Below are 18,435 nucleotides of genomic sequence, written 5' to 3' on the forward strand. Positions count from 1 at the left end.
TCAGCTGGCGCGGAACTCGGTGATGTGGCGGAGGAAGTTGCCGTAGCCCTCGTCGCTGCTCAGCGTCGGGGACAGCGAGGCGGTGTTCCAGCCGAGCGTGGACGGACGCAGCACCAGCGGCACCATCTCGCTCTGCTCGTCGGCGAGGGCGCACAGGTCCGTGAACACCCCGGCGCGGGCGGTGCCCGGTTCCGTCGAGTATCCCTCGGTGATGAGCCCGTCGAGCTCGTCGGAGCCCTGCATGAAGACGGCCGAGAATCCGGCGACCTCGGGGTTCCACCAGGTCGTGACCATGGCCGGGTCCGCGTAGCCGGCGAACCAGCTGAGCGCGAGGTCGAAGTCGGCCGGGTCGCCGTAGACGGTGGCGGAGTAGGTGGCGAAGTCGACCTGCTGGATCTCCACGGTCACGCCGATCTCCGCGAGGTTCTGCTGCATGACCTGCGCGATCTGCGCGAGCACCGGCTCGTCGGTGTACACCACGAGGTCAAGGTCGAGGCCGCCGACCTTGTCGATCACTGCCTTCGCTGCGGCCACGTCGTGGGCTGCGGACGGGAGGTCCTCGGCGGCGCAGGCGTCGGGGAGGCCGGCGGGGGTGATGCCGGTGGCCGAGGTCGAGCCGCCGAAGGCCAGCTCGTTGATCGCGTCCCGGTCGATGGCGCTGTTGATCGCGAACCGCACGTCCTGGTCCTGCAATGCGGGGTCGCCGGTGAGCGAGTTGATCATGAGGTAGTGGAAGTCGGTGTTGCGCTGGCCGACGACCGTCACGTCCTTCGCGTTCGCGAGGAGCTCGGCGGAGTCGATCGAGTTGAGCACGGCGAAGTCCGCGGAGCCGTCGCGCAGTGCGGCCGCCCTGGTGGCCTCATCGCCGACGATGTCGATCGTCAGCGTCGAGAATCCGAGGGACGCGACGTCGGGGTGGTGCTCGTTCGGCTCGAACGTCCACTCCTCGTCCTGGCGGTGCGCGGTCGCCACGAGGGGGCCGGTGCCGACCATCTCCTTCGTGATGTCGACCGCGCCGGACTCGATCTCGGCCATCGGCAGCACGGCGGCCGGGGTGTTGGCGAGTGCCGCGAGGAACGGGGCGTACGGCTCGGAGAGCGTGACGGTGACCTCGAGGTCGCCCGTCGCCTCGATCGATGCGACGGGGCCGAGCTGGCCGGTCCACGTCGTCGGTGTGTCGAGCAGCCGTTGGAGACTGCCGACCACATCGTCCGCGACCATCGGGCGTCCGTTCGAGAACACCGCGTCGTCGGCGAGGGTGAAGACGTACTCGGTGTCGCTCGGCGTCTCCCAGGACGTGGCGAGGGAGGGCGCGACGTCGAGGTTCTCGTCGATCGTGGTCAGGGTCTCGTACGAGAGTCCCTCCAGCATCCACGACCGTGCCGTCGCCGCGCCCTGCGGGTCGAGTCCGCTCGCTTCGGCGGTGTCGTAGTCGACCTGGACGGTGAGCTCTCCGCCTCCGTCGAAGGCGTCGTCAGACACGGCGAGGAAGCCGGGCGCCGCCTCGTCCTGGGTGGGTTCGGTATCGGGTGAGGCGCCGGCGGCGCATCCGGTGAGTGCGAGGACGGCGACGGCGGTGAACGCCACCCCTGCGCGAGCTGCAGTGTGCATGTCGGTGTTTCCCTTCGGGATGTCGGACGACGACTGATCAGTCGGCGTGCGACGACGGGCGGACAGAGAGGTGGTGCAGGTGGTGCTCGGATCCGGTGGAGCCTGCGTCCTCGTGGGCGCAGGAGCATGCGGACGCGGAGGCCGGAACGTCGAGGGTCGGGTTCCGGTCGAAGAAGTCGTGGGGCTTGAGCGTGAAGCCGCACGAGTCGACCGGCATGATCGGCCAGTCCTCGGTGCGGGGGAAGTGTGTGAGGCCGAAGGTGTGCCAGAGCACGAGGTCGGCGCCGTCGATCGACGCGTCGTCCGCGACGAAGGCTGGCAGCCCCTGCTCCGGCGCGCTCTGGTTCACCACATCGCCGGCGGGGTAGCGCTCGTCCTGGGCGTAGGCGGTGACCCAGAGGTCGGCCGTCGCGAACCGGGCGCGCGACGCGATGACCGACTCCGGCTGCGCGAGCAGGACCGGCTTGCCTTCGGGTGTCAGCACGTAGGAGGTCGGTCGGCCGAGGCGGTTCTTCGCGGTGGCACTGCTGACCCGCCAGGTGCGGTCGACCGTCGCGTTGGCGCGGCGGCGGCCCTCCTGCTCGCTGCGCAGCCGGGTGGTCGTGAAGCCGATCGCGCTGCCGTGCAGGTTGTCGTCGTCGATCGGGAGCGTGCGGACGTCCACCTCGTCGATCACCGCAGGGCCTCCGTCGACGGCCATGTCGAGCCGGGCGCAGAACAGGTGCTGGTGGTACGGCGCCGCCAGCCCAGGGGCCAGCTCGCTCGCGAACCGACCGGTGCGCTCGTCGTACGCCGCCGTGAACACGAGTCCGGTGGCCTTGGCCTCGAACTCGATCTTGCCGTCGAGGTAGAGGTACCAGTAGAAGCCGTAGTCGTAGTTGCCGACCGTGACGAAGAAGGAGATGACCAGTCGTCGCTGACGTCGGACGTCGCTCGAGCCGGTGAACTGCTCGGTGTGCTTCCACAGCACGCCGGCATCCTCCTCGTGGATGCAGATCGCGTTCGGCAGGATCTTCACGTTCCCGCGGGCGTCCGCGATCGGCACGTCGAGATAGGTGATGTCGCCGACGCAGTCGCAGCCGAGATCGAGCGAGTTCACGAGTCGTCCGAGCTGGTACTCGCCGGTGTCGAAGTAGTTCTGCCAGAACCGCACCGGGCCGGGGTCGCCGTAGGGGACGAGCATCTCCGCGATCGACGCGCGGTGCACGATCGGACGGATGCGACCGGCATCCTCGAAGCCGATGCCGTGCAGGATCAGCCCTTCGCGCATGTCGTAGGCGATGCGCAGCGACCACTTCTCCCACGAGATCACGTCGCCGTCGAAGGAGAAGCTCGGGCCCTCCGGCTGCGTGATGACGATCGGCTTCTGGGTCGTGCGCTCAGGGCCGAACGTGCCGGGCACGTGGTAGTCGGCGGTCTCCTGCGGGATCGGCATGACACCGGCGTCGATCACGTCGACGACCGTGCGGCTGGCGAGATCGACGTAGGCGACGAGACCGTCGATCGGATGCGCCCACGGCATGGTCTGCGGCGTCGGCTGGTGGTGGCCGAGCACGCGTGCCAGGCGGCGTCCGCGTTCGCCCTCGATGGGGTACCGGCCGGCGGAGAGACCGGCGAGTGCGACCGTGCTCGGGTCGTCGATGCCGCGGGCGGCCAGCGCCGTCGCCCAGCGCTCGTCGGCGCCGATGAGCTCGCGGATGATCCCGTGCTCTTCCTGGAGCAGCGGCACCTGGCCGTCGATCTCCGGGTCGATGTCGACATCTTTCGCGATCGTGCCAGTGCCGATGTCGACCGTGACGGCGCGTGCGCGACCGCTGTCGACGTCGAGCAGCTGCACCCGAGCCCGCCGCGGCACCGGGCGTCCGGCGGTGACCTCTGCACGGTCGGGCTCGTCGAGCCCGATGTAGGCGATGCGGTGCGACTCGTCGAGGGAGTCGTGCGACCGGAGGATCTCGGCGACGTGCTGCAGCTCGTGCTCCGAGAGCGTCGCGTACGGCGCCCCCGACTCGTCGCCGAGTCGGCGCGATCGCTGGACGTGGTCGGACGTGGAACAGCTGCAGTTCATGGAGTCTCCGTCGGAAGTCGGTGCCGGAACGTCTGCGTGCCGGAACGTTCCGGCAAAAGTATGCGATGAACGTGTTACAGCGCAAGACCCGAACTGTTTCGAGTGGATTACGGCTTGCCGAGTGTGGTTAGACTCGGCCGCATGCAAGAGCCACGGCGTGCCCGATTGATCGATGTCGCTCGTCGCGCAGGGGTCGGCAAGACCACGGCGTCCGACGCGCTCAGCGGGGGAGGGCGCGTCTCCTCGGCCACTCGCGACGCTGTCCTGGCCGCCGCATCCGAGCTCGGCTACTCGGTGAACACCGCAGCCCGGCACCTGCGCGGCGGGGCCATCGGCACCATCGGCATCGTGCTCCCAGAGGTCGTCTCGAGGTCGTCGTACTACATGGCGTTCACCTTCGGCATCGTCACCAGCGCGGCCGCGCACGACATCGACGTGACCATCGTGAGCCCATCCCTCTCGTCCGGTCGCTCGCGCCCGATCAGGGCCGACGGCCTGATCATCGGTGACCCGCTGTCGGGAGACCCCGGCCTGCAGTCCGTCATGGGATCCGGCATCCCGGTCGTCACGCAGGAGCATCTGCCCGACGAGGTCGCCGGCACGCCGGACGGAGTGGTCTGGTCCTCGCACGAGGCTGCGATGCTCCGGCTGTTCGACGAGGTCGACGTCACCGGAGCGCAGCATCCGGCCCTGCTCGTCGCCCCCGATGCGACGGACTGGTCGCGGCAGCTGGTGTCCGGATTCCGCAAGGGCTCTGCGACGCGGGGCCTCGATCCCGTGATCGCCCCGATCTCCTTCGAAGCGCCGTGGCCTGCGGTCCGCGAAGCGACGGAACTGCTGTTGCAGCAGCATCCCGAGACCGATGTGATCTTCTGCGGACCTGACTCCAGCGCCATCGAGGTCGTCGCCGTGCTCGGGCGTCTCGGCAGGACCATCGGCGAGGACATCACGGTCGTCTCGTGCGTCGATCACCCGTCCCTGCCGTTCCTGACCCCCTCGATCACGTCGATCGACCTGCGACCTCGTGACTCGGGCGTCGCGTGCGCCGAACTGCTCATCGATCTGCTCGACGGCCGCGCGACGAAGGGGACCGATGTCGAGTTCCCGATCTCCGTCGTCGCTCGCGACTCCACGGCCCGCGCGCTGCAGGTGCACGCATGACCGCCCCGTTGCAGGGCATCGTCGTCGCGGACTTCTCCCGGGTGCTCGCCGGACCGCTCGCGACCATGACGCTCGCCGATCTGGGGGCGCGCGTGATCAAGGTCGAGCGGCCGGGCTCCGGCGACGACACCAGGGCCTGGGGGCCGCCATATGCCGAATCCGGCATGACCACGTACTTCGAGTCGGCCAACCGGGGCAAGGAGTCGGTCACCCTCGACCTGGCCGACCCGGACGATCGCGATCGAGCGCACGAGCTCATCGCGCGCAGCGACGTCGTGATCGAGAACTTCCGACCAGGGCTCTTCGAGAAGCTCGGCTTCGACTGGGAGACGCTGGCCGCCGCGCACCCGCGGCTGATCTCCGTGTCGGTGAGCGGCTTCGGTCTCGGTGCGGGGGCTGCGCTGCCCGGATACGACTTCGTGGCGCAGGCCGCCGGCGGACTCATGCACATCACCGGCGATGCGGACGGTGACGCGATGAAGGCCGGTGTCGCACTCGTCGACGTGCTGACCGGGAAGGATGCCGTGATCGGCATCCTCGCCGCGCTGCGACGACGAGAACGTACAGGGCTGGGCTCGCGGATCGAGGTCAACCTGCTCTCCAGCCTGCAGGCGGCCCTCGTGAATCAGGTGTCGGCGCATCTCGGTGCCGGCATCGAGCCGGCACGGCTGGGGAACCGGCATCCGTCGATCGCGCCGTACGAGACCCTGCGCTGTGCCGATGCGCCGATCGCGGTGGCCTGCGGCAACGATGCCCAGTTCGCCAGGATGACGGAGGAGCTGGGGCGTCCAGGACTCGCCGTCGATCCCCGCTTCCGCAGCAACCCGGATCGGGTCGCGCATCGCGAGGCGCTGGTCTCGGAACTCGAGGACGTGCTCGCCGACGACACGGCCGCGGCCTGGGCGGAACGACTGAACCGGATCGGTGTCGCCGCCGGAGTCGTGAACACGATCGGAGACGGCATCGCCCTCGCCGAGCGCCTCGGACTCGATCCGGTGTGGGACGCGGTCGGCAGCGACGGGCGCCGCTCGCGGCAGATCCGATCGCCGCTGGAATGGACGCCGGCGCTCCCTGTCACGGCGACCGCGCCGCCACGACTCGGCGAACACGACGCCCAGGTGCGCGCCTGGCTCGACGGCTGACGACGGCTGACTCAGCGCTGCTGATCGCGCAGCGCGATCCAGAGCTCGGCCGCCGCATCGGGGTCGTCCAGGGTGATGCCGAGCAGGCGTTCGGCGGCGAGGATGCGCGGGCGCACCGTGTTGCGATGCACCCCGAGTTCGCGTGCCGTCCGTTCGGCCTGGTGCCGATGCCGGAGGTACGAGACGACGGTGGGCAGCAGGACCGGATCGGCGTGCATGAGGTCGTCGACCCAGCGTCGGGCTCGGGATTCCGGCTCCCTGCGCAGGCCGCTTCCAGGCGACGCGCGATGCAGTGCGAGCGTGCGCGCGGCTGCCACCGCGACATCGTCGAGCCCGACGGCAGCGCTGAGCGTGCCGGAGTCCACGTGCACGGTCCCGCCGCTCGGCACGAGGACGAGGCGAAGGTCGCCGCGCTCGACGGTGAACGGGAAGCCGACGTCGTCCTCGCTCCCCACGAGCACCGAGAAGAGCAGCGGCAGCTCGATGTCTGCAGCCGACGCCAGCGCGCGTGCGGCCGCGGCATCGCCACGGAGTGCCAGCTCCGCGATCCAGCCCTCCGGCCGAGCCGCCGCTGTGGGGGTCGCGATCAGCAGCCGCAACAGCGCGGTCGCGGTCAGCGCGAGCTGGCGGTCGGCGCGACCGAGCGGTCGGCTGGCGCCGAGCGCGAGCGCCCCACGCGTGCGCTCGCCGACGACGACCGCGTGCGCGAGCACGGTCGAACCGTGCGAGACGAACGACGCGGCCTCGACGCCGGATCGCAGCAGCGACCGCTCCACATCGCCGCGTACCGCGGGCAGGATGCCCTCCAGAGACGGCGGATACAGCATCCCGGGTCCGGCTCCCTGGCCCCACGGCAGCCAGGCGACCCACCCGCCGATCGCCTGCGCCATGACCCTGATGACCGCGATGACCGCATCGGGGTCGTTCGCCGCCTGGACGAGCCGGGTGTGCGCGTGGGCCGTGCGGAGCGCCTCCTCCTGGCCGCCGCGTCCGGCGATCGACCAGAATGCGCGGGAGACGTCGAGGAACGGGGCTCCGTCGGGGACCGCGAACACCGGGATGCCGGCGACCGCGCAGCGCTCGACGAGCTCGACCGGCGCGTCGTCCCAGCCCTCGCCGAGCCCGATCCCGATCGCACCGATCCCGTGCTCGGCGAGCCGGTCGACGTACGCCGCGGCCGACTGGCCGTGGAGCGGGATGCCCGTGGTGAGCAGCAGTTCGCCGCCCTCGAGGTAGCGTCCTGGGTCGCCGAGCTCCGAGACGTGGACGCCGGAGATCGTCCGTGCGGCGTCGAAGGGGGCGAGTGGGCGGAGCGCGGACTCGGCGGTCCGCACGAGTTCACCGAGAGACACCATGCACTCAGTGTGCGTGTTGCACAGCCACGGCGCAAGCAGTGGGCGAACTGCCCGCTCCCGCGGACCCGCGAGCTTCTAGCCTCGAGCACATGACGACTGTCCCGCACCTGCGCACCGAGATCCCCGGACCCCGATCGCGTGCACTCCACGCCCAACGCCTGGCCGCCGTGGCATCCGGGTTCGGCATCACGCTGCCGGTCTTCGTGGCCAGCGCCGGCACCTCGACCCTGGAAGACGTCGACGGCAACACGTTCATCGATCTCGCGTCCGGCATCGCCGTCACCAGCGTGGGGGCTGCGAACCCGGTGGTGCGCGAGCACGTTGCCGCGCAGCTCGACCTGTTCACGCACACCTGCTTCATGGTGACCGAGTACGAAGGGTTCGTGCGCGTCGCCGAGTGGCTGAACGCGCACACGCCAGGCGACTTCGAGAAGCGCACCGCGCTGTTCAGCACCGGCGCCGAGGCGGTCGAGAACGCGGTGAAGATCGCCAGAGCGCACACCGGTCGTCCTGGAGTGCTCGTGATCGACGAGGGCTACCACGGGCGTTCGCTGCTCACGCTCGCCATGACGGCGAAGGAGCATCCGTACAAGACGTCCTTCGGCCCGTTCCCGCACGACGTGGTGCGAGGGCCGAACGCCAACCCGCTGCGTGGCGGTGCCGCAGAGGCCGCCCTCGCCGAGCTCGAACAGCTCGTCGTCACGCACGGAGCCGACCACTTCGCAGCCCTCGTGGTCGAACCGATCCAGGGCGAAGGCGGCTTCGTGGTGCCTGCGCCCGGATTCCTCGTCGGCCTGCGCGAGCTCGCCGATCGGTACGGCATCGTGCTCGTGATCGACGAGATCCAGTCAGGGCTCGGTCGAACCGGACGACTCTTCGCAAGCGAGTACGAGGGCATCGCCGGCGACCTCACGCTGACCGCCAAGGCTCTCGGCGGCGGGCTTCCGCTGAGCGCCGTCACCGGGCGTGCGGAGATCATGGACGCCGCCCACGCCGGTGGACTCGGCGGCACCTATGCAGGAAACCCGCTGGCGTGCGCTGCGGCACTCGCGGTGTTCGAGATCCTCGAGGATCCAGCGCTGCTGCCGCGGGTGCAGCGCATCGAGCGGGCGATCCGCGACCACCTCGAGCCGCTGCTCGACGAGATCGGCGCCGTGGCCGAGGTCCGCGGCCGCGGGGCGATGATGGCCGTCGAGTTCGCCGATCCGGTGACCCTCGCGCCGCGGGCCGACCTGGCCCAGCAGATCTCCGCGGCCTGTCACGCTGCGGGCGTGCTCACGCTCACGTGCGGCACGTACGGCAACGTCATCCGACTGCTGCCGCCGCTCGTGATCGAGGAGGCGGTGCTCGAGACCGGCCTGCGGATCCTCGCGACCTCCATCCGATCCATCGCCGCCGAGGAGGCAGCAGCATGAACGCCGTTCCCGACCTGCTCGACTTCGACGAGCTCCTCACCGACGACGAGCGGGCCACGCGGGATCGCGTGCGCGAGTTCGTCGACGCCCGCATCCGCCCGAACATCGCCGACTGGTACGACCGGGCGATCTTCCCGGTCGAGCTCGTCCCCGAACTCGCCGAGCTCGGCCTGCTCGGCATGCATCTCAGCGGATACGGCTGCGCAGGGCGAAGCGCCGTCGAGTACGGACTCGCAGCGATGGAGCTCGAAGCGGGCGATTCCGGCCTTCGCACCTTCGTGTCGGTGCAGGGGTCGCTCGCGATGAGCGCGATCCACAAGCACGGAAGTGAGGCGCAGAAGCAGGAGTGGCTCCCGCGGATGGCACGCGGAGAGGTCATCGGATGCTTCGGGCTCACCGAACCCAACTCCGGCTCCGACCCGTCGAGCATGACGACGTTCGCGCGCCGCGAGGGCGACGGCTGGGTGCTCAACGGCGCGAAGCGCTGGATCGGACTCGCCTCGATCGCCCAGGTCGCGATCATCTGGGCGCAGACCGAGGACGGCGTGCGCGGATTCATCGTGCCGACCGAGACCGAGGGATTCGTTGCGACCCCGATCGCCCCGAAGCTGTCGATGCGCGCCTCGATCCAGTGCGACATCGCGCTGACCGACGTGCGGCTGCCCGCAGACGCGCTGCTGCCGGAGGCCCGTGGCCTGCGTGCCCCGTTCTCCTGCCTGAACGAGGCGCGGTACGGCATCGGCTGGGGCGTGATCGGTGCCGCCCGCGACAGCTACGGCACCGCGCTGGAGTACTCCCGCACGCGGATGCAGTTCAATCAGCCGATCGGCGCGTTCCAGCTCACGCAGCAGAAGCTCGTCGACATGGCCGTCGAGATCGAGAAGGCACAGTTGCTCGCCCTGCGACTCGGGCGGCTGAAGGATGCCGGCACGGTGCAGCCGCACCAGATCTCGGTCGCGAAGCTCAGCAACACGAGAGCCGCGATCGCCATCGCCCGCGAGGCACGGACGATCCTCGGCGGCAACGGCGTCTCCGGCGACTACTCGCCGCTCCGGCACGCGGCGAACCTGGAGTCCGTCCGCACCTACGAGGGGACGGATGAGATCCACACGCTCATCCTCGGCGCGCACATCACCGGGTTCTCCGCATTCCGCGGCACCACCATCGAGGGAGCATCATGACCGAGTTCCAGCTGCGTCACTTCATCGACGGCGCCTGGCGGGACGGCAGCGGCGAGGAGTTCGTCGACGTCAACCCGAGCCGTCCGTCCGACATCGTCGGCACGGGGCGCGGTGCGTCAGCCGACGACGTCGACCGGGCGTTCACCGCCGCGCGCCGCGCGTTCGAGGGCTGGCGGAGGACGCCGGCCCGCGCTCGCGCGGCGATCCTGCTGCGCGCTGCCGACATCATCGACGAGCACCGCGACGAGTGGGGTGCCGAGCTGGCCCGTGAAGAGGGCAAGACTCTGGTCGAGGCGGTCGCCGAGACGGGGCACTCCGCGAACATCCTGCGGTTCCACGCGCAGGAGGTCGAACGGCAGAGCGGTGGCGTGTTCGAGTCGCCGACCCAGGGGGAGCGCATCCTCGTCATCCGTCGCGCCGTCGGCGTGGTCGGCGCGATCACCCCGTTCAACTTCCCGATCTCGATCCCGGCGTGGAAGCTGGCGCCCGCGCTGGTCTGGGGCAACACGGTCGTGTGGAAGCCGGCGACCTTCGTCCCGCTGCTCGCGATGCGATTCGCCGAGGCGCTGGAGCGTGCAGGGCTGCCTGCCGGCGTGCTGAACCTCGTGAACGGCGCGCCATCGGTCGGCGAGGCGATCGTCTCGCACGCCGAGGTCGATGCCGTCACCTTCACCGGTTCCACCCGCGTCGGGCGCATCATCGCGGCACAACTGGCGGCCCGCGGCATCCCGTTCCAGGGCGAGCTCGGCGGCAAGAACGCCTCGCTCGTGCTGGCGGATGCCGACCTCGACCTCGCCGTGGAGCAGGTGGCGCTCGGCGCCTTCCGTGCGGCAGGGCAGAAGTGCACGGCGACCTCGCGGGTCATCGTGCACGAGGCGGTGGCCGACGAGTTCCTGCGCCGATTGGCGATCCGCGCCGAGGCGATCAGCGTCGGCGACGCCACCGATCCGAAGAACGAGATGGGGCCGGTGGTCGATGCCGGTGCGTACGACCGTGTGGCAGCCGCCCTCGTTCGTGCCCGCGCGTCATCGGCGCGGCCGGTGTTCGCGCCCGAGCCGTACGCGAGTGGCACCCTCGCCGATGGCTACTTCATCCCGCCGTCGATCTTCGAGCTCGACGAGTCCGATCCCGGCGAGCTGTGGAACGAGGAACTGTTCGGGCCGGTCGTCGGCGTCAGGCGCGTCTCGTCGACCGCCGAGGGCATCGCGCTCGTGAACGACAGCGAGTACGGCCTCTCCACAGCGGTGTTCACGACCGGGCTCGCGGATGCCCTCAGTGCGATCGAGGACATCCGTGTCGGTGTCGTGCACATCAACTCCGCGTCGGCCGGCGCCGATCTGCATGTGCCGTTCGGCGGCACCGGAGCGAGTGCGCTCGGCCCCAAGGAGCAGGGCGCGGCGGCTCGCGAGTTCTTCACCGAGACGGCGACGGTCTACCTGCGCGGTTGAGGGGATCCGCCCCGCCATCGCACCCCGGTCGTCGCGCCATCGTGATGTCCGATTTCCGCCAGCCGGTGTCGGGGGTGCGTGGCAGGGTTGAGACATGAGCCTCCCGGTGACCGACTTCGACGAGCGATACCGCGCGATCAGCGCCCGCGACACCCGCTTCGACGGGCAGTTCGTCACGGCGGTCAGCTCGACCGGCATCTACTGCCGGCCGAGCTGCCCCGCCCGCACACCGAAGCCGCAGAACGTCACCTTCTACCCCACGAGCGCGGCCGCCCACGAGGCCGGGTACCGCGCCTGCAAGCGGTGCCTGCCGGAGGCGGCGCCCGGTTCACCGGCGTGGGATGTGCGGGGCGATACGGCGGCTCGCGCGATGCGCCTGATCTCCTCCGGGGTCGTCGCGCGCGAGGGCGTGCCAGGGCTGGCCGCCCGACTCGGCTACTCGCCACGGCACCTCACGCGGCTGCTCGCCGGTGAGCTCGGCGCTGGTCCCCTCGCGCTCGCGCGGGCGCACCGCGCGCACACGGCTCGCATGCTGCTGGTCGGCACCGACATGCCGATCTCCGACGTCGCCTACGCGGCCGGCTTCGCCAGCATCCGCCAGGCGAACGAGACGATCCGCGAGGTGTTCGGCCTCGCCCCGGGCGAGCTCAGAGCTCGGCGCCGCACCGATGCATCCGTGGCACCGGGAGCGATCGACCTGGTGCTGCCGTACCGAGGACCGCTCGATGCGAGCGGCATCTTCGCGTGGATGCAGGCACGCGCCCTGCCCGGCGTCGAGCAGACCACGCCGACCTCGTTCGCGCGACACCTGCGGTTGTCCGGCGGCCCTGCATGGTTCGAGGTGCGACAGGATGCCGCGGAACGGCTGCACCTGCGCGCACGGGTGACGCATCTCGCCGACCTCGCCCCGCTGGTCTCCACGGTGCGGCGCATCTTCGACCTCGACGCCGATCCGCAGGCGATCGACGAGGCGCTGTCGGCCCACCCAGAGCTCGCGCCGCTCGTCGCGCAGACGCCCGGCATCAGGGTGCCAGGATCAGCCGACCCGCACGAGATGCTGATCCGGGCCATGGTCGGGCAGCAGATCACGGTCGTCGCCGCACGCACGGCGCTCTCCGCGCTCGCCGAGGCACTGGGGGAGCGGACCGAAGACGGACTGCTGTTCCCGACCATGGCGGCCATCGCCGAGCGCGGCGCCGAGGTGCTGCGCGGCCCCGCCGCTCGGATCAGGGCGATCACGGGAGCCGCCGCCGCGCTCGCCGACGGGTCGCTCACGCTCACGGTCGGCGACGACGGCGCCGAACAGCGGGCCGCGCTGCTCGCCATGCCGGGCATCGGCCCGTGGACGGCGGACTACGTGCGCATGCGCGTGCTCGGCGACCCGGACATCCTGCTCCCCGGCGACGTCGCCATGCGCGCCGGCGCCGCGGCGTCCGGTCTTCCTGGCGAACCCGCTCCGCTGACCGCCTGGGCCGAGCGCACTGCGCCATGGCGCAGCTACCTCAGCGCCCACCTCTGGCGCGCGGCTCCCGTGCGCCGACCACGACTCTCGAAGGAGCCAGCATGACCGCCATCATCCAGACCGTCGACACCCCGGACGGGGCCTTCACGATCCTCACCGACGACCGGCAGCGCGTGCTCGCATCGGGGTGGACCGATGACGTCGAGCGCATCCTCGCACGCCTGGCTGCGGCCCTCCGACCGGAGCAGCTCCGCGAGGGCGACACGGATGCCGCGGCGGCCGTCGCCGCGTTCTACGCCGGAGACATCACCGCCATCGACACGGTCGCCGTGCACCAGCGGGGCACGGCGCTGCAGCTCGCCGGGTGGGCGGCGCTGCGCGGCATCGCTCCGGGCGACCCGCTCACGTACACCGCGTTCGCCGCACGGCTCGGCAACCCCCGTGCGGTTCGCGCGGCCGCCTCGATCTGTGCGCGGAATGCGCCGGCGCTGTTCGTGCCGTGCCACCGGGTGCTCCGAACCGACGGCACGCTCGGTGGATTCGCCTGGGGCGTCGAGGTCAAGGACAGCCTGCTCGCGCGGGAGGTGGCAGCGCAGGGATGAGGCCGATGCGTGCGGATCGGGAATGCCTCTTGCGTTCAGCTGGTTCACAGACATAGGCTGGTGGGCTGTCGCGCCGACCGGGCGACGCAGCCGAGGCCCTGAGGAGGACACCATGACCACGATCTCCGTCGCGACGATCGCAGCTCTCGGCTCGACCCCGGTGCGCACGCACCCTTAGAGCCACGCCGCGCGTCTCCACGCGCCCGCTCCGGATGCCGGGCCGCTCGGCCCGCTCTCGCATCCGTCTGTTCTTCACCGCACGCCATACGAAACGCATCTGAGAGACATGTCTTCCTCGCCTTCCCCGCAGAACAACGCCTCCCTGTCCACCCCCGCCGCACTGTGGCGGCTCAAGCCCTTCGTGAAGCCGGTCATCTGGCGACTCGCCGGCGGCGCGGCCAGCGCGCTCATCGCCGCGATCATCGCCCTGATGATCCCGATCGTCCTCGAGCAGATCATGGCCGGACCGGTGCAGTCCGGCGAGATCAGCGCGATCGTCGTCGGCGCGCTCGTCGTCTTCGCCCTCGCCCTCGGTGAGGCCGTGATGGTGTGGCTTCGTCGTCAGTTCGTGCTGAACCCGGCCACCGAGGTCGAGTACCAGATGCGCACGACGCTCTACTCGCGCCTGCAGACGCTGCCCGTGTCGTTCCACGACCGTTGGCAGTCGGGGCAGCTGCTCAGCCGCATGATGCAGGACATCGGTCTCATCCGGCGCTGGCTCGCGTTCGGCCTCGTGCTGCTCGTCGTGAACGTGCTGACGATCATCATCGGCTCGGTACTGCTCTTCCGCTGGCACTGGCTGCTCGGCACCATCTTCCTCGTGACCGCGATCCCGCTGTGGATCCGCGGGTACCTGTTCGAGAAGCGCTACGGCGCGCTCACTCGTCGCAGCCAGGACCAGGCCGGCGACCTCGCGACCAGCGTCGAGGAGAGCGTGCACGGCATCCGGGTGCTCAAGGCGTTCGGTCGCGGAAAGCACGCGCTCAGCCGCTTCAGCCGTCAGGCCGAGACGCTGCGCGAGACCGAGATGAGCAAGGCCGGCGCTGTCGCCTCGATCTGGTTCTGGCTCGACCTGATGCCGCAGATCGCCTTCGGGCTCAGCCTGATGTCCGGCATCTGGTTGATCTCGCAGGGCCAGATCGACGAGGCCCAGCTGTTCGCGTTCTTCGCGATGGCCGTGGTGCTGCGCTGGCCGATCGAGTCGATCGGGTTCCTGTTCTCGTTCATGCTCGACGCCAGGACGGCGACCGACCGCGTGTTCGACATCTTCTCGGAGACGAACTCCATCACCGACCCGGAGCACCCGGTGCACATCGCGGAGCCGCGTGGCGAGCTCGCGTTCGAGAACGCGCACTTCCGCTACCAGGACGCCGGTTCGCACGAGCGTGATCTGCTCGACGGCATCGACCTGGTGCTGCGGCCGGGGGAGACCATGGCGCTCGTCGGCCTGACCGGCAGCGGCAAGACCACGCTCACCACACTCCCCACTCGTCTGTACGACGTCACCGGAGGTCGGGTCACGCTCGACGGCGTCGACGTGCGCGACCTGCCGCTGTCGGAGCTTCGTCAGCACATCGCCATGGCGTTCGAGGACGCGACGCTGTTCTCGGCATCCGTCCGCGAGAACGTCCTGCTCGGCCGCGCCGAGCTCGACGTGCACAGCCCTGAGGCCGAGCGTGTGATGCGCGAAGCGCTGGAGGTCGCACAGGCGTCGTTCGTCGACGCGCTGCCCGACGGCGTCGAGACGATCATCGGCGAGGAGGGGCTGAGCCTCTCCGGCGGTCAGCGTCAGCGGCTCGCGCTCGCGCGTGCGGTCGCCGCCGCCCCCAAGGTGCTCGTGCTCGACGACCCGCTGTCGGCGCTCGACGTCGACACCGAGGCACTCGTCGAGGAGGCACTGCGCCGCGTGCTCGCGGAGACGACCGCGATGATCGTCGCGCACCGACCCTCGACCGTCGCGCTCGCCGACCGCGTCGCGCTGCTGGAGGCGGGCCGGATCACCGCGGTGGGCACGCACAGCGAGCTGCTGCGCACGAGCCGGCACTACCGCTACGTCATCTCCAGCCTCGAGGCGGAGGAAGCCGCACGCACGGGTGCGATCCCGATCATCCGGGATGCTTCGACAAGCTCAGCAACCCAGGGAGCGGATGGCTCAGCAACCCAGGGAGCGGATGGCTCAGCAACCCAGGGAGCGGATGGCGGACCCGACGACGACGCACGAATCACCGAGAAGGAGGTGCAGGCATGAGCTCCACGATCACCGGTACCCAGGACGAGGACCGCTCCACCTATACCCGCGAGGAGAGCAGGGCGATCCGTCGCCGTTCGTTGCGTCTGCTCGGGTCGTTGATCCGTCCGCTGCGCCCGCAGGTCATCGTCGCGGCCGTCGTGCTGGTCATCTCGACCGCGCTCCAGGTGGCAGGTCCGATCCTGATCAGCATCGGCATCGACCGGGCGCTCCCCGCAGTGCTCGATCGGGCCGACTGGATGCCGACGTTCATGATCGGCGGCATCTACCTGTTCGCCGGTGCCGCTGCGGCTGCGCTGATCGCCTGGTACGTCATCATCGCCGCCCGCATCACGCAGGCGATCCTGATCGATCTCCGCAAGCGCATCTTCCTGCACACGCAGCGACTGAGCCTCGAGTTCCATGAGTCGTACACCTCCGGCCGCATCATCTCGCGCCAGACCAGTGACCTCGACTCGATCCGCGAGCTGCTCGACGGCGGCCTCAACAACCTCGTCTCGGGGGTGCTCTTCGGCGCCTTCACGTTCATCGCGCTGCTGGTCTGGGACTGGCAGTCGGGCGTGATCCTGGCGCTGGCCGGAGTGCCGCTCGTGCTGCTGATGCGCTGGTTCTACTCGCGGTCGCAGCTCGTCTACCGTGAGTCGCGCGTGATCAGCGCCAAGGTCATCGTGCAGTTCGTCGAGACGATGACGGGCATCCGGGCCGTGAAGGCGTTCCGCAAGGAGCCGCGCAACGACGTGGTCTTCCAGGACGTCGCCGGCGACTACCGCGATGTGAACCGTCGTTCGATGCTGCTGTTCGGCACGTTCGAGCCGGGACTCATGGGCGTCGCCGCCCTGACCCTCGGCCTCGTGGTGCTGTGGGGCGGCATCCGTGTCTCGACCGGAGCGCTCACGGTCGGCGTGCTGCTGTCGGCTGTGCTGTACGTGCGCAACTTCTTCGCGCCGATGCAGGAGATCGCGATGTTCCTGAACTCCTACCAGTCGGCAACGGCCGCGCTGGAGAAGGTGTCGGGTGTGCTCGAGGAGCGGCCGACCGTGCCGGACCCCGAGAAGCCGATCGACCTGTGGGAGGCTCGCGGTCACGTCCGCTTCGACGAGGTGACCTTCGGGTATTCGGGGGAGAAGACGATCCTGCCGAACTTCTCGCTCGACATCCCGGCAGGGCAGACGATCGCACTCGTCGGGACCACCGGCGCGGGCAAGTCCACGCTGGCGAAGCTCATCTCGCGCTTCTACGACCCTTCGATCGGCAGCGTCACCCTCGACGGCATCGATCTGCGGTCGCTGCATCCGAAGGATCTCCGCCGCGCCATCGTGATGGTGACGCAGGAGGCCTACCTGTTCAGCGGCACGGTGGCCGACAACATCGCCCTCGGCAAGCCGGACGCGACCCTCGACGAGATCAAGTCGGCCGCGCGTGCGGTGGGCGCCGACGAGTTCATCTCGGCGTTGCCCGACGGGTACGACTCCGATGTGAACAAGCGCGGCGGTCGAGTGTCGGCGGGGCAGCGTCAGCTGATCTCGTTCGCTCGGGCGTTCCTCGCCGACCCCGCGGTGCTGATCCTCGACGAGGCCACGGCGTCGCTCGACATCCCCTCGGAGCGGCTGATCCAGGACGCGCTGCAGACCCTGCTCGCAGACCGCACGGCGATCATCATCGCGCACCGTCTCTCGACGGTCGCGATCGCCGACCGGGTGCTGGTGATGGAGCACGGCCGGATCATCGAGGACGACACCCCCGCTGCCCTGATCGGCGGCACCGGCAAGTTCGCGCAGCTGCACGCGGCATGGCAGGAGACGCTGGTCTGACCCGGCACGCTCCGGTCGCAGAAACGGTCGTCTTCCCGCGCGGGAGGCGGCCGTTTCTGCGACCGGAGCCGCCCGGCCCGGAGCGCGGTGGCGATGCGCTGGGTAGCATCGAAGCATGGACCCGTTGATGCTGCTGGCCGAGTGGTGGTGGCTCGCGCCCGTCGCGGCGGGCGGCGTCACTGCCGGAGCGATCGGGGTCCGGCGGCGGACGAGACGGAGCGGGCGACGACTCGCGGTCGACGCGGCCCGCCATGACCTGAAGCTCGCGCAGTCAGGGATCGCCGAGAAACGAGCGGACGTGAAGATCGCGAAGGCCGACCTCGCGCACGTGTCCGCTGAACGTGCGGCGCGTCGTGCGACGCCGGAGCAGCTCGCGAGTGCCCGCCGGATGCTGCGCGATGCCGAGCGCAACGTGAAGGCCGCGACCGCCGATATCCGCGCTCGACGGGCCCGCCTGCAGGCAGCGAGGGCGGCGATCCCCGCGGCATCCGCCCCGCGCCCGCTGGAGCGGCTGCGCGCTGAGCACGACGCGATCGTCGTGCGATGGATGCACTACGAGACCGATCCCGCCAGCCAGATCGCGTACCCGGCCATGACCGACGTGAAGCAGCCGGAGACGGCCGCCTACCTGCGTGCGGCCGGCCGCGCGACCGATCTGCGCCGGGAGGCCGGCGACCGCCCGACGCCGGCCGAGTTCGCCGCGTACCGCGACGGCGTCGCACAGCTCGCCAGGGCCCTCGACGTCGCCGAGCACAGCGCGCGGGTGAAGGCCGGCGAGGCGCCCGCAGGGCCGGGGTGGCAGGATGCCGCGCAGGAGGCGCTGTCCCGATCCGCCGAGGCCATCGACCGCGCTGCGGGTGCCGCAGCATCTGCGTTCACCGCGTGGAGCACCCGCGGCCGCAGGAACCGCGACGACGAACGCTAGGCGCCGGCG

At 70.3% G+C, this 18,435-nt stretch carries 13 protein-coding genes; 10 read left to right on the top strand and 3 right to left on the bottom strand.

Annotated elements, in window-relative coordinates; all coding sequences use genetic code 11:
• Complete coding sequence (locus tag RS83_RS10035; protein ID WP_045279346.1) at positions 1 to 1,611, bottom strand: ABC transporter substrate-binding protein; 1,611 nt, start codon at positions 1,609 to 1,611, stop codon at positions 1 to 3.
• Between the two features lie 37 nt (positions 1,612 to 1,648).
• Complete coding sequence (locus tag RS83_RS10040; protein WP_082071619.1) at positions 1,649 to 3,676, bottom strand: primary-amine oxidase; 2,028 nt, start codon at positions 3,674 to 3,676, stop codon at positions 1,649 to 1,651.
• Between the two features lie 141 nt (positions 3,677 to 3,817).
• Between RS83_RS10040 and RS83_RS10045 the strand changes: the two genes are divergently transcribed.
• Both RS83_RS10045 and RS83_RS10050 read left to right on the top strand, forming a co-directional pair.
• On the top strand, positions 3,818 to 4,837 hold the full coding sequence (locus tag RS83_RS10045) for a LacI family DNA-binding transcriptional regulator (RefSeq protein WP_045279347.1): 1,020 nt from the start codon (positions 3,818 to 3,820) through the stop codon (positions 4,835 to 4,837).
• On the top strand, positions 4,834 to 5,979 hold the full coding sequence (locus RS83_RS10050) for a CaiB/BaiF CoA transferase family protein (protein ID WP_045279348.1): 1,146 nt from the start codon (positions 4,834 to 4,836) through the stop codon (positions 5,977 to 5,979). Before RS83_RS10045 ends, RS83_RS10050 begins: the two co-directional genes overlap by 4 nt.
• Positions 5,980 to 5,990: 11 nt before the next feature.
• Here RS83_RS10050 and RS83_RS10055 read toward each other — a convergent pair whose 3' ends face one another.
• Positions 5,991 to 7,334: a PucR family transcriptional regulator gene (locus tag RS83_RS10055; RefSeq protein ID WP_045279349.1), complete on the bottom strand. Its 1,344-nt coding sequence runs from the start codon at positions 7,332 to 7,334 to the stop codon at positions 5,991 to 5,993.
• Positions 7,335 to 7,423: 89 nt separating this feature from the next.
• On the opposite strand from RS83_RS10055, the gene gabT reads away from it, so the two are divergent.
• The 8 genes from gabT to RS83_RS10095 all read left to right on the top strand — a co-directional run bounded on the left by gabT (position 7,424) and on the right by RS83_RS10095 (position 18,426).
• Positions 7,424 to 8,749 carry a 4-aminobutyrate--2-oxoglutarate transaminase gene (gene gabT / locus RS83_RS10060; RefSeq protein ID WP_045279350.1) on the top strand — a complete coding sequence of 442 codons (1,326 nt, stop codon included), beginning with the start codon at positions 7,424 to 7,426 and terminating at the stop codon, positions 8,747 to 8,749.
• The gene (locus RS83_RS10065) at positions 8,746 to 9,930 is read left to right on the top strand and encodes an acyl-CoA dehydrogenase family protein (RefSeq protein ID WP_045279351.1); all 1,185 of its coding nucleotides are present in this window, start codon (positions 8,746 to 8,748) and stop codon (positions 9,928 to 9,930) included. Before gabT ends, RS83_RS10065 begins: the two co-directional genes overlap by 4 nt.
• A complete protein-coding gene (locus RS83_RS10070) occupies positions 9,927 to 11,378 on the top strand; it encodes an aldehyde dehydrogenase family protein (protein ID WP_045279352.1) in 1,452 nt (483 codons plus the stop codon). The genes RS83_RS10065 and RS83_RS10070 overlap by 4 nt, the downstream gene beginning before the upstream one ends.
• Positions 11,379 to 11,472: 94 nt before the next feature.
• Entirely contained in the window at positions 11,473 to 12,945 is a 1,473-nt protein-coding gene (locus RS83_RS10075) for an AlkA N-terminal domain-containing protein (RefSeq protein ID WP_045279353.1), read from the top strand.
• Positions 12,942 to 13,442, top strand: coding sequence for a methylated-DNA--[protein]-cysteine S-methyltransferase (locus RS83_RS10080; protein WP_045279354.1), 501 nt, complete (start codon positions 12,942 to 12,944; stop codon positions 13,440 to 13,442). Before RS83_RS10075 ends, RS83_RS10080 begins: the two co-directional genes overlap by 4 nt.
• 286 nt (positions 13,443 to 13,728) lie before the next feature.
• The gene (locus RS83_RS10085; RefSeq protein WP_045279355.1) at positions 13,729 to 15,690 is read left to right on the top strand and encodes an ABC transporter ATP-binding protein; all 1,962 of its coding nucleotides are present in this window, start codon (positions 13,729 to 13,731) and stop codon (positions 15,688 to 15,690) included.
• Entirely contained in the window at positions 15,687 to 17,501 is a 1,815-nt protein-coding gene (locus tag RS83_RS10090; RefSeq protein ID WP_045279356.1) for an ABC transporter ATP-binding protein, read from the top strand. Before RS83_RS10085 ends, RS83_RS10090 begins: the two co-directional genes overlap by 4 nt.
• 115 nt (positions 17,502 to 17,616) lie before the next feature.
• Positions 17,617 to 18,426: a hypothetical protein gene (locus RS83_RS10095; protein ID WP_045279357.1), complete on the top strand. Its 810-nt coding sequence runs from the start codon at positions 17,617 to 17,619 to the stop codon at positions 18,424 to 18,426.
• Positions 18,427 to 18,435 lie beyond the last annotated feature (9 nt).

This window comes from Microbacterium oxydans (assembly GCF_000956525.1).
Classification (GTDB): Bacteria; Actinomycetota; Actinomycetes; order Actinomycetales; family Microbacteriaceae; genus Microbacterium; species Microbacterium oxydans_A.